This window comes from Buttiauxella cochleicola, from assembly GCF_021282405.1.
GTDB classification, from domain to species: Bacteria; Pseudomonadota; Gammaproteobacteria; order Enterobacterales; family Enterobacteriaceae; genus Buttiauxella; species Buttiauxella massiliensis.
This window is the reverse complement of sequence record NZ_JAJSOU010000016.1, coordinates 64,530-79,776: the sequence shown is the minus strand read 5'-3', so window position 1 is coordinate 79,776 and position 15,247 is coordinate 64,530. Positions and strand designations below refer to the sequence as shown.

General features: G+C 50.4%; 8 protein-coding genes. 2 read left to right on the top strand and 6 right to left on the bottom strand.

What is annotated here, in order from left to right:
• Positions 1-50: 50 nt before the first annotated feature.
• From ispG to LVQ79_RS18910, 6 genes are all read right to left on the bottom strand, one after another.
• The gene (ispG, locus tag LVQ79_RS18935; RefSeq protein ID WP_232866109.1) at positions 51-1,172 is read right to left on the bottom strand and encodes a flavodoxin-dependent (E)-4-hydroxy-3-methylbut-2-enyl-diphosphate synthase; all 1,122 of its coding nucleotides are present in this window, start codon (positions 1,170-1,172) and stop codon (positions 51-53) included.
• Between the two features lie 37 nt (positions 1,173-1,209).
• A complete protein-coding gene (gene rodZ / locus LVQ79_RS18930; protein WP_232866107.1) occupies positions 1,210-2,226 on the bottom strand; it encodes a cytoskeleton protein RodZ in 1,017 nt (338 codons plus the stop codon).
• 441 nt (positions 2,227-2,667) lie between these two features.
• Positions 2,668-3,834 (bottom strand): dual-specificity RNA methyltransferase RlmN, encoded by a 1,167-nt coding sequence (gene rlmN / locus LVQ79_RS18925; protein ID WP_232866105.1) that lies wholly within the window; start codon positions 3,832-3,834, stop codon positions 2,668-2,670.
• 176 nt (positions 3,835-4,010) lie between these two features.
• On the bottom strand, positions 4,011-4,442 hold the full coding sequence (ndk, locus tag LVQ79_RS18920) for a nucleoside-diphosphate kinase (RefSeq protein WP_064513049.1): 432 nt from the start codon (positions 4,440-4,442) through the stop codon (positions 4,011-4,013).
• A gap of 177 nt (positions 4,443-4,619) precedes the next feature.
• A complete protein-coding gene (pbpC, locus tag LVQ79_RS18915; RefSeq protein ID WP_232866103.1) occupies positions 4,620-6,941 on the bottom strand; it encodes a peptidoglycan glycosyltransferase PbpC in 2,322 nt (773 codons plus the stop codon).
• Between the two features lie 13 nt (positions 6,942-6,954).
• Positions 6,955-11,919, bottom strand: a complete 4,965-nt coding sequence (locus LVQ79_RS18910; RefSeq protein WP_232866101.1) for an alpha-2-macroglobulin family protein — start codon at positions 11,917-11,919, stop codon at positions 6,955-6,957.
• Positions 11,920-12,240: 321 nt separating this feature from the next.
• Between LVQ79_RS18910 and LVQ79_RS18905 the strand changes: the two genes are divergently transcribed.
• Both LVQ79_RS18905 and LVQ79_RS18900 read left to right on the top strand, forming a co-directional pair.
• The gene (locus LVQ79_RS18905) at positions 12,241-13,785 is read left to right on the top strand and encodes a PTS transporter subunit EIIC (RefSeq protein ID WP_232866099.1); all 1,545 of its coding nucleotides are present in this window, start codon (positions 12,241-12,243) and stop codon (positions 13,783-13,785) included.
• A gap of 11 nt (positions 13,786-13,796) precedes the next feature.
• On the top strand, positions 13,797-15,161 hold the full coding sequence (locus LVQ79_RS18900) for a 6-phospho-alpha-glucosidase (RefSeq protein WP_232866137.1): 1,365 nt from the start codon (positions 13,797-13,799) through the stop codon (positions 15,159-15,161).
• The last annotated feature ends 86 nt before the right edge of the window (positions 15,162-15,247 follow it).

Below are 15,247 nucleotides of genomic sequence, written 5' to 3'. Positions count from 1 at the left end.
CTGGCGGGTTCAATCATACACGGGAAGCCGAATGCTTCCCATGTTTCGCTCTATTTTTCCAACTGCTGGATACTAATCCGCTGCGATTCATCAAGCATGGAAGCCTTGGCACGAATACGCGCTTCAAGCTGCGCAATCATGTTTTCGTTATCCATTCGCTCGCGCTGACGCACACCGTCTTCGTAGAAACCACTCATTTTGTGGCCACCGGTCACGCCCAAAGTGGAAACCAGCGCTTCGCCCGGCCCGTTCACCACACAACCAATAATTGAAACATCCATTGGCGTGATGATGTCTTCCAGGCGCTCTTCGAGAGCGTTCACGGTACCAATAACATCGAACTCCTGGCGTGAACACGTTGGGCAGGCGATAAAGTTAATACCGCGAGCACGGATTCGCAAAGATTTCAGAATGTCGAAACCGACCTTGATCTCTTCAACCGGATCGGCAGCCAGTGATACGCGCAGCGTGTCACCGATGCCTTCGGAAAGCAGTAAGCCGAGGCCAATCGCCGATTTCACTGATCCGCTACGCATGCCGCCAGCTTCGGTGATCCCAAGATGCAGCGGTTGATCAATTTGCTTAGCCAGTAAACGATAGGATTCAACCGCCAGAAAAACGTCGGAGGCTTTTACGCTCACTTTGAACTGATCAAAGTTGAGACGATCCAGATGATCGACATGACGCAGCGCTGATTCTAACAACGCCTGGGGCGTTGGCTCGCCATACTTCTCTTGCAGATCTTTTTCCAGCGATCCGGCGTTAACACCGATACGGATCGGAATATTTTTATCCCGGGCACAATCTACAACGGCGCGAATACGCTCTTCGTTGCCAATGTTGCCAGGGTTGATGCGTAAGCAATCGACGCCATACTCAGCAACTTTGAGGGCGATACGATAGTCAAAATGGATATCAGCGACCAACGGGACGTTGACCTGCTGTTTGATGAGCTTGAACGCTTCTGCTGCGTCCATCGTTGGCACGGATATACGAACGATATCTGCCCCAACTCTTTCTAAGGCTCGAATCTGGTTAACAGTAGCTTCAACATCCGTAGTACGGGTGTTGGTCATAGACTGAACGGCGATCGGTGCCCCGTCGCCGATTGGCACATTCCCTACGTAGATCCGTTTGGATTTTCTACGTTGAATTGGGGCTTGATTATGCATTATAAATCTCCACAATTACGCGTCATGCTGGCTGCGATTATTCAGCACTTACTGTCAGACGTGCAACCTGGCTTGTTCTGATGAAGCGACTCAAATCGACAGGTTTACCCTGGAACTGAATCTGAACCGCAGCTGGAGCACCAATTTTCAACTTATAAGGTGCCTGACCGGCTAAATTCAAATTGCCATCTTTACGCTGCATACCGCTGAACAATTTCTTGCCGGTTGCGTCAGTCACTTCAAGCCAGCAATCAGCGTTAAAGTTCATCACTAATGCATTCGGGTCAGCTGCAGGAGCCGTAGCCACAGCAGCCTGATCGGTAGGGAGTGCGGCATTTTGCGCCGGAGTCGCAGGTGTTGCAGTGGCTTGCGCGTTATCTACAGGTGCCTGGCTTGGTGCCACTACTGCGGAAGAATCCGCTGTAGTGGTTTGCTGAGCCGTTTCTGCCGGAGCCTGATTTGATGCTGAGTCAGTCACTGGAGCAGGCTGCGATGCCGCTGGAGTCTGCACAGGTTGCTGTGCAGAAGTATCAGCAGTAGATGAATCGCTGGTAGTTAAAGGTACTGACTGAGAGTTGCTGTTGCTGGCAGAAAGTTCAGCTGAAGATTGATCGGCCATAGTCGAAATCTCTTCCTGCTGCGCTTTGTGGTTTTGCCACCACCATGCACCTGTCAGGCCGACAACGACAAACAACACGAGCCAGGTAAAGCTCATCAGCCAACCGTCACGTTTCTTACGGCGTTTCCCCAGTGAAAAACTTTGCATCGGAGCCACTTTAGCAGCCCTGATAGGTGCCTGTTTTTCCATCATTGGCAACAGTTCTTCTTCCGGAATACGCACAAGACGTGCATAAGAACGGATATAACCACGCAGGAAGGTAGACGCTAACTCGGCAGGTGCCTTGTCATCTTCAATATCCCGAACGGTAGAAACTTTCAGGCACAGGCGTTCGGCCACGGCTTGTTGGCTAAGACCGAGTTCTTCACGGGCAATACGTAAACGTTCACCCGTGGTTTTTTCTGCATTTGATTCGTGAGTGGCTTCAGTATTCATTAGCTACAATTGCTGGGACTGTTCGATTGAGGAATTAGGCAGGAGTCTTGTAGCACAGCGTTTCCGCTTGACCACGCTCTCCCGCTTCGCGAAACAAATCTGTGTTCTGGAAGGTAAAACTCCAGACAACATAACATTCAGCTCAAACTACTTGTTCACATAAATATGCTGCATTTTGTGAACGACTTAATCACTGATGAGTTAACCATAGACACCATTTTTAATGTTGTCAGTCAATTGCGACCAGCGATGGCTTAAATAGATGCGCCTAAACTATTGTTGTACCGTTACATACTGCCTTAAAGTACGGTGAAACGCACCGTAATTATTAATCTTAAAGTCACTAGCCAAACTTGCATAACTGCAAGATATAACTATGTGTTTTTTGAACCCCGCAGCATCACTGCCACAGGGTTCTTATCTGACTAGCGCAATAGTTTATCAGACTGCTTTAACATCAATAGGTTCACCTTGCATACGCTTACGTAACGTACGTTTGGTGCGGTCAATCACTTCGCCAGCCAGCTGACCACAAGCCGCGTCAATATCATCGCCACGCGTTTTACGCACGATGGTAGTGAAGCCGTAACTCATTAATACTTTTGAGAAACGGTCGATACGGCTGTTGGAGCTACGGCCATATGGCGCCCCAGGGAACGGGTTCCATGGGATCAAGTTAATTTTACATGGCGTATCTTTCAGGCATTCTGCCAATTGATGCGCATGCTCAGTACCATCGTTGACGTGATCCAGCAGAACGTATTCCACAGTGACACGGCCCTGATTGGCGTTGGATTTCTCCAGATAACGACGCACAGAGGACAGGAAAGTCTCGATGTTGTACTTTTTGTTGATTGGCATAATCTGGTCGCGAATTTCGTCAGTCGGTGCATGCAGAGAAATGGCTAATGCCACATCAATCATGTCGCCCAACTTATCCAACGCCGGAACCACACCTGAAGTAGAAAGCGTAACGCGACGTTTGGAAAGCCCGAAACCAAAGTCATCAAGCATGATTTCCATTGCTGGAACCACGTTGTTGAGGTTCAGCAGCGGTTCACCCATGCCCATCATCACGACGTTGGTAATAGGACGTACGCCAGTTTTCTTTTGCGCGCCGATAATTTTCGCCGCACGCCATACCTGACCGATGATTTCAGAAACACGCAGGTTACGGTTGAAGCCTTGCTGAGCTGTTGAGCAGAATTTACATTCCAGAGCACACCCAACCTGGGAAGAAACGCACAGTGTGGCGCGGTCTTCTTCAGGGATATACACCGTTTCAACGAGCTGGTCAGCGATGCGGATTGCCCATTTAATGGTGCCATCGGCAGAACGCTGTTCTTCGGCAACTTCAGGAGCGCGGATTTCAGCGACTTCTTTAAGTCTGTTACGCAGAATTTTGTTGATGTCAGTCATTTCATCGAAGTCATCACTGCAATAGTGATACATCCATTTCATGACCTGATCGGCGCGGAATGGTTTTTCGCCCATTTCGGCAAAAAACTCACGCAGTTGCTGGCGGTTAAGGTCCAACAGGTTAATTTTTTCGGACTTGTTGGAAACGACTGAAACAGGTGTCTCAGGAGTGACAATTTGCTCTGACATAATTTCTTCCGGCCTCGTTGTTACACGTTACGGCCCCAGGTGGGTTAAAAAGATACGCCCCGAAGAGCAAGCTCATCCGGGGCGTATCATTGTACAAATTCTATGGCACAGAAGCCATGGCTGAAAGCGACGTACATACAAATAAAATGTAACTGTAGCTTAACAGTTAATGCTTATTAGCGAGTGCGTGGGCAAACTTCGCCTTCCGCGAAGAAATAAGCGATTTCACGCGCAGCAGATTCAGCAGAATCAGAACCGTGAGTGCCGTTTTCGGTGAAGCTGTCAGCGTAATCTGCACGCAGAGTACCAGCCAAAGCGTTAGCCGGATTTGTTGCACCCAGAATGTCACGGTGACGCTGAACGGCATTTTCGCCTTCCAGTACGCTAACCATGATTGGGCCGGAAGTCATGAATGCAACCAGACCGTCGAAGAAAGGCTTGCCTTCGTGCTCAGCATAGAAACCCTGAGCCTGTTCAGAAGTCAGGTGCAGCATTTTTGCGCCAACAATCTTAAACCCTGCGGACTCAAAACGAGCATAAATATTACCAATAACGTTTTTTGCCACCGCGTTTGGTTTGATGATGGAAAAAGTACGTTCAATAGCCATGATTACCTCTGTGTTTGTTCTGTTTGCCCGGACCCTGTAGGGATAACCGGTTATGATTTGGCGCCGATTATAATGAGCAAGTCTCGCGTTGCCTATGGATGCGGGTAACATTTTTTTAAAATAAGATGAATATCAGCAACATTTTTAATGCAAACGCCTAAAAATTAGACTAACGCTCTACTGCAATACAAAATGAGCCGCGGCAATCTGCCCAGCTTCATCAAGAACCAAAACCTGGTACGCTCCCGGTTTATCCAGATTTAGTGCGATTCCGCTACTATTTCCATTGACCGGTTCACCGTTCAAAAACCACCAGCGATCGCCCTGTCCTCCCTGAGCACTTAAACGAAGCGGTAAACGCAACTCACCGGGAAGACGCTTCAAAATAGCGCCCTCGCGAACCCCTAACAACAATAAAGGCGTAACTTCATCTTTCTGCTGGGGCGGGCATTGTTCTGACACTTCCGGCAAGCGGGCCGTACGTCTTTCACTTATCGGTAACCATGGTTCAAGCGGCAGCGGCCACAAAGAGATAATCTGCTGTCTGGCTCCCGAGCAATCAGCAGCCACGCGTTTTCCCTGTTCATCTAACCAGATGACCTTTCTTAACCCCTGAATCCCCTCCTGGCCCGGTGCTTCAAGCGTGGGCGGCTCGCTATTATCGAGTAACCAGCCCGTTAATCTGCGCCGACAATTACGGTCTGTGGCTGGCAAATTCTGCCCACCCGGCCAGCAAATTTGCCCTTCGGAAACAGACGGCGGACGAGGGTCAACCGGCAGACGCGCCTGCTGCACCGCGGAGCTGGCTTGTAGTAAGTTGTTAACCTGATTAAGTAGCGGTACAGCACTTCCTAAGCCAAACTGCCCCGCAACCGGTGTGCTATCCGGGCGCCCTGTCCAGATACCAATCACATAACGTGGATTAATTCCAACTGCCCACGCATCTCGATATCCATAACTGGTGCCTGTTTTCCAGGCTAAAGGCACGATTGCTGGCAATGTGGCATCGGGCTGCGGCTGCGCCTCTCCCGCAAGAATGCGGCGAATAATCCAGGCAGCACCAGCCGACATCAAGGGGCGTTCGACTAATGGTTGCTCTGGCTGTAAACGTAACTGCGCGGCTCGACCATGGCGAGCAAAAGCGCTATATGCGGCGACAATCTGATCAAGACGCGCACCGCCGCCGCCAAGGATCAGCGAGAGATTAGGTTCACTGCCTTGCGGGAAGCGCAAATCCAAACCAATGTTCCGCAATTGCGCGGCAAAACGTTTAGGGCCGTACGCTTCTAGCACCTGAACTGCCGGGAGATTAAGCGAACGCACCAACGCTTCACTCATACTCACCGGGCCATGAAAACCGGTATCAAAATTCCCTGGCCGATAATCACCAAAGCGGCGCGGCACGTCCTGTAACAATGACGTGGCGTGAATCAGCCCATCATCCAGCGCCAGACCATAAACAAAGGGTTTCAGCACCGATCCGGGCGAACGAATGGCAGTCACCATATCGACGTGCCCGAAACGGCTTTGATCGGTGATATCGGCTGAACCTACCCAGCCACGCACTTCCATCGTGGTGTGATCGACGACCAGTATCGCCATTGATGAGCGAGGCGGGAGCTGAGCTTTCCAGTTGAGTGCCAGTTCTTCCAACTGGCGCTGCAATGGCGCATCGAGCGTCGTCGTTATTTTCTGATCTTTGCTGCGATTCACCAAATAGCGTGAAAGCAACGGGGCCAATTGCGGCATTTGCCGTGGCGCCAGCCATACCGGTTCTTCGAGAGATTCTTTTACCTGCTGTGGCTCCCAGACGGCTTGCTCAGCCATACGCATAAGAACTTTGTTACGTGCGGCTTGAGCTCTCTCAGGCCAGCGATCCGGGCGCAAATGGCTTGGTGCTTGCGGAAGAACCGCCAGTAAAGCGGCTTCAGCATAACTCAGGTGTTGCGGGGATTTTCCGAGGTAAACCCAACTGGCAGCCCCCACTCCCTGTAACGTCCCGCCAAACGGTGCGCGGTTAAGGTAGAGCGTGAGAATTTGTTCTTTCGATAGATGCCATTCGAGTTGCAAAGCGCGCCAAACCTGGCGGATTTTGCCCCCAAATGTGCGAGGGTGCGGGTCAAGCAAGCGGGCGACTTGCATCGTCAATGTACTGCCACCGGAAATCACTTTGCCGCTAAGCAAATCCTGCCCGGCTGCACGCAAAATCGATAGAGGATTAATTCCCGGATGATCCCAGAACCAGCGATCTTCATAGTTGATTAATGCTTCGAGATAACGAGGTGAAACATCGTTTAACGTAACCGGATAGCGCCAGATCCCGTTCTCATCAGCGAAACGCCACAATGGAGTACCATCAGCCGCGACGACAACTCGAGCGGGATTAGCCTGAGAAAGCGGCAGCGGCCAAAGCTTGTCTGCCAGCCAAATCCCCAGACATAAAATAATTGGCAGCACCACCAGGAAATAGCGATGCCGCCAGCGAAATGGCTTTAGCATTTTGCCTTGCCAGTTACGGATGAACAGTCAGCATGCCGGTGCTGGTTCCTGTTGCCCGCCACTGAGGTACATACATCGACTCCACTTGCGAAACCGGCACGTTATAGCTTCCCGGAGTCACAGCGCGAGCAAGATAAACCAGGGTCGCATGCTGCCCTTCATTGAGCGGTAACGCGGCAACAAAGCGATCGTCACGGAACTCCATATGCTGGATATCCGCCTGCTGCATCTGGGTTAACAGACCCTGAACCTGGCTATCACTGTCACTCAGGTTGGCGCTGCTTTCAGAAAGGTTCTGGTTTTCCAACTCAAGCCCGGCAGGCAACAAATCGACCACCAGTGCATCAGGCACATTTTTATCTGCCCATACATCCAGCCAGACCATCACCAGTTCACCACTTTTCAATTCTGACAACGACTTGCTGTTGCCTTTCGCATCAAGGAAATGGCGCTCAATATGCAACACGTTGCTGTAAGGCGCTGGAGCCTGCTGCGGAAAACCAACCGTATCCAATCGAAGATAGAGATTACCCGTCCCGGTATTAGTAATCTGTAGGCCAGCGAGTTGTTCAGCGGACAAATTACGAGTCACTGATTGAGTACCCGATAATGAATCGGTTGCAAAAGATACCTGTGACTGCCAATCCCCTTTCGCCGTTTGCCAGTTGCGACCCGCCAGGAACAACGCATTACTTTCCTGCGTGGAAAGCCAGCGCTGGCTGTATGCAAGATTAGAGAGGTCCATCAGCAATTGATTCTGCTGTTCTGGTAGCAATTTGTTCTCTTCAAGCAGACTTAGCATCATCGCTTTATCACGCAACTCACTGCCATAATCTGCCATCCAGATACGCTCGTCGCTACGACTGGTTTGCAAACCTAACTTGATAGCTTCATCGCCTCGTGGTGCGTCCCCCATCAACTTCAATGCCACACCAAGTTGTACCAGCGGTAAGCCTGCACGAGCGCTGCTATGGCGCAACCAAAGTTCACGCAAGGCACCCAATGGCGCTTTTTGCTGACGGGCTAATACCTGAGCGGCGTACGCTTGAACAGCAAATTTACTGGCAGCAGCATCATCGCTGTAGCGTAAAGCGATAACTCCGGAATCCTGGAGATAACGTAGCAGGCGCTGGTTAGCTTTATTTAGCGAATCAGTATTAACGCTATAACCCTGCTCACTCGCACGAACAAGGAAATCGGTCACATACGCTGTTAGCCAGTATTCTTCTGGCCCTTCTTTATCCCATAGCCCAAAACTGCCGTTGTCGCGTTGCATATCCAGCAGGCGAGCAATCCCCAGGTCGATTGCAGCGCGGCGCTGTTCATCGCTAGTTCCTGTAATACCCAGAGCTGCTAACTGTGCCTGGTTGGTATAAAGCGACGGGAACAACCCACTAGTCGTCTGTTCCAGGCAGCCATATGGATAGGCTTTCAGTTCACGAATATAGCGGGCGAGGTTTAGCGGCGGCCGACCACTCAATAGCAACTGGCCTTCAAGTGTTGCTGGTGCCAGGCCGGAAATATGCTGCGGTGGAATATCCCACACTTCACCCGCTGCAAGCACCGCACCACTGTTGATGTTTTGCGCCGGGAACGGAGGACGGACACCTAATTTCCACTGTTTTTGCTGTGCGGCAAAAGTTTCACCCGGCAAGCTAAGCCCAGTAATTTGTGCTGTTAATTCCCCATCACCGAAACCGTCCAATGCACGAACCGGAATAAACACGGTTTTACGCGCACCTGGTAATAACGTCACGGATTGCACTGAAGCAGAGTTCAGCGCAATCAAGCCGGTAGTTTTCAGGTTAATACTGAGTTGTTGAGGTTGGTCTGTCAGGTTGGTGAGATCCATAGCCAGGCGGCTGCTGTCTCCACTGGCCATAAAGCGTGGTGCTGCAAGTTCAGTAACCAGCGGAGCCGCAACAACAACTTTTTCCTCACTGTTACCAAAATGGTCATCGGTCCAGGCTTGCGCCATTACCCGTAGCTCACCATTAAAATCACCAATAGGGAGCGTGACAGTACCTTCACCCTTTTCATCCAGTTGTACAGGTTGAGCTTGCTGAGCAATGATAGTGACATGGTTTACCGGCTTTTTACCGCCACGGCTTAATTCGTCACCTTCATCGCCATCACCACCAAAACGTAAAGCTGCAAGCCGCCCTTCACCCTCAATAACCTGGCCATAGATATCGTATAAATCCGCTCCATAACGTTTACGGCCAAAGAAGGCTTCCCACGGATCTGGGGTTTTATAGTCGGTAATATTCAGTACGCCGCTATCAACAGCTGAAACCAGCACATGAATTTGCTTTGGCATTTCACCGTTAATCGGCTTGGTTTTTACTTTTACCGTGAGGTTTTGATTCGGACGCATTTTGGCTGGTGCTTCTAAAGAAAGCGCCAGTCTGCGACTTTCATCTCCCAGTGGCAGATGCAAAATCCCAACAGAACGTTTTGGCGTGGAGGCGCGGCTCTTATCCCCAGGTCGAATAACAAGCGTGCTGAGATAGAGATCATGCCGCTGCCAACTTTTATCGACCGGAATCGCGATATCCAGACCTTTCTCCGGAACATCAATTTCTTTCCACCACAGCGGGCCATCGCTGGATTCAACCATTGCATAGCCTTTGCCAGCCGCCGGAGCAGAAATATGCAGATTGATGGTGTCACCAGGCTTATAACTCGGTTTATCAATTTTCAGCGTTACACGGTCAGGGCGCACAGCCCCCTCTCCATCGCTGTTGTCCTGCCAGCTGTAGCCTGCCCAAAAGCGAATGCTGCTGACGATATTAGTGTCAGGATCGCGAACTTCCAGACGGTAGGAACCCCACTCAACCGGGAAAGCCACTTTGCCCGTTTCACCTGCGGCAAGATCCAGTTTTTGTTCAGCCTCTACGAGATCTTTCTGATCGTATTGCGACTGCCAGCCCTGGCCCTCTTCCCAGTTCCAGAAGTAGTCCCGACGTTCGCGAATTAAACGCACATCAAGACCAGAAACCGCCAGTTTCTCACCTTTAGCATTGGCATAAACAATATCAAAACCAGCGTTCGTGTCCTCGTCGACTATCGGTTGGATTCGTGTGCTGTCAGTGCGGTAATCGTAGATTTCTTTACTAGCAAATTGAGGACGAATGCCTGGCAGTGCTTCAGCAGGCCAGATAGCTTGCTCAGCACGGCGTGTTACCGGACGGCCACCTGATTCCAGCAAGCTGGCTTGCAGCACCAGCCGTAACGGAGAGTGAACATCTGCCCATTGGCTATCGGTGCTTACCGTTGTTTTGCCTTGTTCATCAAGCTGAAGCTGAACCTCATCAAGATTTCGGGTGAGGTTTTCCTCGTTGATGTCGCCAAACTGGAAACCTGGTAAGGACGATACAGCTTCACGTAATGGACGCAGGAACAATTGCCCTTGCAAGCTGTTCCCCGAGGCTGGTGCACCATAGAGATACCGCCCGGCAATCTGGAAGCTCACAGACTCATCAGGGCCAATGGATTGCGATTGGTTTGTGATGTTCAGAGCCATACGCTCGGGCATGAAGTCTTCAACTTTAAAAGCCCAAATACGTGGCTGGTTATCACCCGTATTTACACGCACTTGCCAATTACCCGTTTGTGCATCCTGGCTTAGCGGATAACTGAACTGATATAAGCCATTTTCTGATTTCCAGACCTGCGTTCTGGCGACTTGACCATCAGGTTTTACAACTTCCAGTTTTACTGGCTGCGCTGGTAATACCTTCCCATCACTATCACGTAACAATGCATTCAACAGTACTGTTTCCCCAGGGCGGTAGAGATCCCTTGGGCCAAACATAAACAGCTCCTTACTGAAACCGGGTTCTCCAGCAATGTTAAACTCGGCCAGATCCAGCGCCGGGCGGTTTAAGTCCAGCATCGTAGTCTGCTCGCTTGTTCTCGCCAGCAACAACGTGCCTTTTTCTATTTTTTCAAGCACCGCGTGACCATCGCCATCACTCTTAGCCTGTGCCAGCGTGTGCCCTTTTTCATCAAGCAACGTGATTTCGACATTTGATTGTGCAGCACCATTTTCAAGGCTTTGAGTAAACACATCCAGGCGGTCATGGTAACGATGCGCTGACACCCCGACGTCACTCAAAGTGAACAACGTTGCCGCGTTACTGTAACTGTAATGCCCCGCCTGATTCATAATCGCGATATAAACGCCTGGCTGTTGCAGCGGTTTAATCTCGCCTAACGGTAGCAATAGTTTTTCACGGGTATTACGCGCAGGATTAAGATCGAACCTGCCGCTGTAAACTAAGTCAGCAAGTTTTAATAAATTGTCTGATTCCCAATTAGATACTGAGTTTCGGTATTGCCACTGGCTAATAAAGGAACCTAGTGATTCACTTTTTATGCGGTAGAAATTGACATCAATTTTATCGACGTTGAGCGCCATGACCGGTAAACCGGCAATAACTTTAGTGGGAAGTAATGACCCCCGGCTGGCAAAACCAACGCTCGGTTGAATATCACGGGTTGAAATTTGCTTCTCAAAATTACTATCGAATGTCGCTTTATTGAGCGCAAGCAGCCCACTATCAACGGTCAAAATCAGTTCACGTTTCGGCTCGAGATGGCGTAAACGCAATTCTTTAAGGTCGGCTGAAAGCTCCCACGCGCCATCAACTTTCCCACTGATTTTATCGACTAAATGCGCCACCCGGGAGAAGTCCTGGTTGGGATCTAAAGGGATAGAGAATGTGAGGACCAACGTGCTTGCGCCATCAAGCTGTACTTCAGAGGCATCAAGCAATTTCAGCTGCTTGCCCGCAGAATCCTTCGCCAGTTTTTCGAGCTGCGAGGCATCAGGCTTAACAGGGGCAGCAACCTGTTGCTGAGCGGAAGTTTCGCTCTTCGCCACCGGTTTTGATTTGTCGTTATTGTCACAGCCCGTAAGCGCCAATGCAGCCATTAGCGTTGCAGCCAGTCCTACCAGACGAATTGATCTCATTTTTATCCCTGGCCGATAAGGCCCATTAAATCACCAAGTTCTACAACTATTATGCGGGTTCATCAGAAAAACGAAAGTATCCAAATTCTGCATTGCGTACTCACTCGCAAAGGGAAGCTGGCATCGTGCAACGGTTTCATCAGTAAACCGTGTCAAAGTGCAAGCGCGATCACAGCCTGAAAGGTTACATGTTACCTTCTGAGTTATTTGTTTTTAAAACAATAAGATAGATGGATTGCATGCCTTTTTCCTTGCTACATTTCGCTCTGAGTCGCTGCCTCAACGCGGTGTTTAGCCAAAGTGATAATAAGAGATTGCTAAATGAAAAGTGCCGTTAACGCTCTACAAAACTTCGGAAAATCACTCTACGGGCCTGTGCTTATTTTACCCATCGTCGGTTTATTTATCGCGTTTGGTAATGTATTGGGCAATGGCAACCTGGCCGAATATTTACCGTTCCTTGGCCATTCCTCTATTCAACACACGGGCGTTCTCATCTCCAAATCAGCGGTATCGGTTTTGGCGAACCTGGCGCTGGTATTTGGCGTCGGCATCCCCATTGGTCTGGCGGCCAAAGACAAAGGATATGCTGCATTAATTGGTCTGGTTACTTTTATCGTATTTATTAATGCGATGAACGTAACGTTACAGCTTCAAGGCGAACTGGCTCCTGCCGACCAAATGCGTGCCGCAGGGCAAAGCATGGTGTTGGGTGTCCAGGTGCTTGAGATGGGCGTTTTCGCTGGGATCCTCACAGGCGCACTATCGGGATACTTATACAACCGCTATTCCAGCGTACAGTTTTCTGGTGCGATGGCGATTTACTCCGGTCACTGTTTTGTCGCCATTATTATGCTGCCGGTTTCAATGTTACTCGGCGTAGTGATGAGCGAACTCTGGCCGTTTGCTCAACATGGCATCAGCGCACTGGCGCTGGCGATTAAAGGTGCCGGGGCGTTTGGCGTAGCCATCTACGGTTTCCTGGAACGCATTCTGGTACCAACGGGCCTGCATCACCTTGTTTATACCCCATTCCTGTATACCGAATTAGGCGGTACGGCCGATGTTTGCGGCAATATTTACCAGGGCGCGCGCAATATTTACTTTGCAGAAATGGCCTGCCCGAGCGTGCATCAACTGAGCAGCACTGTGGTGTGGGACGCCCGTGGAATCAGCAAAATGTTCGGCCTCCCTGCGGCAGCACTCGCCATGTACATGACGGCGAAACCCGAACGCAAAGCTGCGGCCAAAGCGATTCTCATCCCTGCAGCGCTGACATCCATGCTGGTTGGGGTCACGGAGCCACTGGAGTTTTCCTTCCTGTTTGTCGCCCCATTGTTGTTTGGCGTGCATGCGGTTCTGACCGGCATCGGCATGATGCTGTTCTATTTGCTGGGCGTTCACGCCATCGGTGCCAACGGGATTATCGATTTCATTCTCTATAACCTGCCGCTTGGGACTGAAAAATCCAACTGGCCGATGTATATCGCCGTCGGGCTGATGATGTCGGTGATTTATTTCCTGGTGTTCCGCTTCCTGATTCGCCGTTTCGATATGAAAACACCGGGGCGTGAGAGCGATGACCAAGAGACAAAACTGTATAGCAAACAAGAATATCAAGCCAAAGGCAACAATGATGGCTTGGGTGAAGCGATTGTCGAAGGCCTCGGTGGCCGCGCGAATATTGAAGTGGTCGACAACTGTTACACCCGTCTGCGCGTTACGGTGCGCGATGTGTCAATTATCGACGAACCCCGCCTCAAATCAACGGGTGCGAAAGGGGTGATTAAACAAGGTAATAACGTTCAGGTGGTCTACGGGCTGCATGTCAAAAAAATGCGTGAAGCAGTAGAGACGTTTCTCTAAAGGAGTCAATGATGTTTAAACCCCCATTTATTTTGTCCATTGCCGGTGGCGGAAGTACTTACACTCCGGGCATTATTAAAAGCCTGATGGTGCGCCTGGCCGATTTCCCGTTAGCTGAAATTCGCCTTTACGATATTGATGGCGAGCGCCAGTCGGTCATTGCTCCGGTGGTTGAGAAAGTCATCCGCGACCATAGCCAAAGTATAAAATTCACCGTAACAACTGACCCGGAAGTGGCGTTTAGCGGAGCTCATTTTGTCTTCGCACAAATGCGCGTTGGGCAATACAAGATGCGTGAGCAGGATGAAAAAATCCCACTACGCCATGGTGTGGTTGGGCAAGAAACCTGCGGGCCAGGCGGGCTGGCATATGGTTTGCGCACCATTTTGCCGATGGTCGAGTTATGTGATTTTGTTGAGCGTTACGCCCATCAAAAAGCGTGGATTGTGAACTATTCCAACCCGGCGGCAATTGTTGCTGAAGGGGTTCGCCGTCTGCGCCCGAAAGCTCGCGTTTTAAATATTTGCGATATGCCGGTTGCGGCAATGCGCAATATGGGTGCCATCCTCGGAGTTGATCGCCACAAGCTCGAAGTTGATTACTTCGGCCTGAACCATTTCGGCTGGTTTACCCGCGTGCTGGTTGATGGTGAAGACCGCCTGCCAGAGCTGCGTCGCCATATCGCTAAGTTTGGCCTGCTGACAGAAGATGCCGCGCAAACCGATCCGCAGCATTCCGACCCGTCATGGGTGAAAACCTGGCGTCACATTAAGCCGATTATGGACCATTTCCCGGAATATCTTCCGAACCCGTATTTGCAGTATTACCTGATGCCAAACGACATCGTTGAGCACCAAAACCCTGATTACACTCGTGCCAACGAAGTGATGGATGGGCGCGAGAAGAAACTGTTTTCTGCCGCCGCTGAATATAAGCAAACCGGTATTTTGCCTGACGCATTCCATGTCGGCGTACACGGTGCCTTTATTGTTGATGTCGCCTGTTCACTGGCCTTTGATTTGCGCCAGCGCCATCTGGTGATTGTGGAAAACAAAGGGGCGATTGCAAACCTGCCTTATGACGCAATGGTTGAAGTCCCAGCTTATATCACTTCAGAAGGGCCAGAACCGGTACGCATGGGTGCGGTTCCTCTGTTCCACCAGACATTGTTGATGCAGCAGTTAGCATCTGAACAACTGCTGGTTGAAGCGACCATCGAAGGCAGTTACGAGAAGGCATTACAGGCGTTTACGCTTAACCGCACCGTGCCGACGATGCAGCACGCCAAAGCGATTCTCGACGATATGATTGAAGCCAATCGCGATTACTGGCCGAAACTACAACAAGCATGGAAAGATGGCGAAAAAGTGGTTTAGTTTTGTGATGTACCCTAAATAATTCAAGTTGCAAGTTGCAAGTTGCAGGTAGGCGGCAAGGGAGCTTATCCCCGGTCACTTACTTA

Excerpts from the sequence above, each read along its gene's own strand:
- rlmN (WP_232866105.1), bottom strand. The coding sequence starts at position 3,834 with ATGTCAGAGCAAATTGTCACTCCTGAGACACCTGTTTCAGTCGTTTCC.
- pbpC (WP_232866103.1), bottom strand. The coding sequence starts at position 6,941 with ATGCTAAAGCCATTTCGCTGGCGGCATCGCTATTTCCTGGTGGTGCTG.
- ispG (WP_232866109.1), bottom strand. The coding sequence starts at position 1,172 with ATGCATAATCAAGCCCCAATTCAACGTAGAAAATCCAAACGGATCTAC.
- rodZ (WP_232866107.1), bottom strand. The coding sequence starts at position 2,226 with ATGAATACTGAAGCCACTCACGAATCAAATGCAGAAAAAACCACGGGT.
- LVQ79_RS18900 (WP_232866137.1), top strand. The coding sequence starts at position 13,797 with ATGTTTAAACCCCCATTTATTTTGTCCATTGCCGGTGGCGGAAGTACT.
- LVQ79_RS18910 (WP_232866101.1), bottom strand. The coding sequence starts at position 11,919 with ATGAGATCAATTCGTCTGGTAGGACTGGCTGCAACGCTAATGGCTGCA.
- ndk (WP_064513049.1), bottom strand. The coding sequence starts at position 4,442 with ATGGCTATTGAACGTACTTTTTCCATCATCAAACCAAACGCGGTGGCA.
- LVQ79_RS18905 (WP_232866099.1), top strand. The coding sequence starts at position 12,241 with ATGAAAAGTGCCGTTAACGCTCTACAAAACTTCGGAAAATCACTCTAC.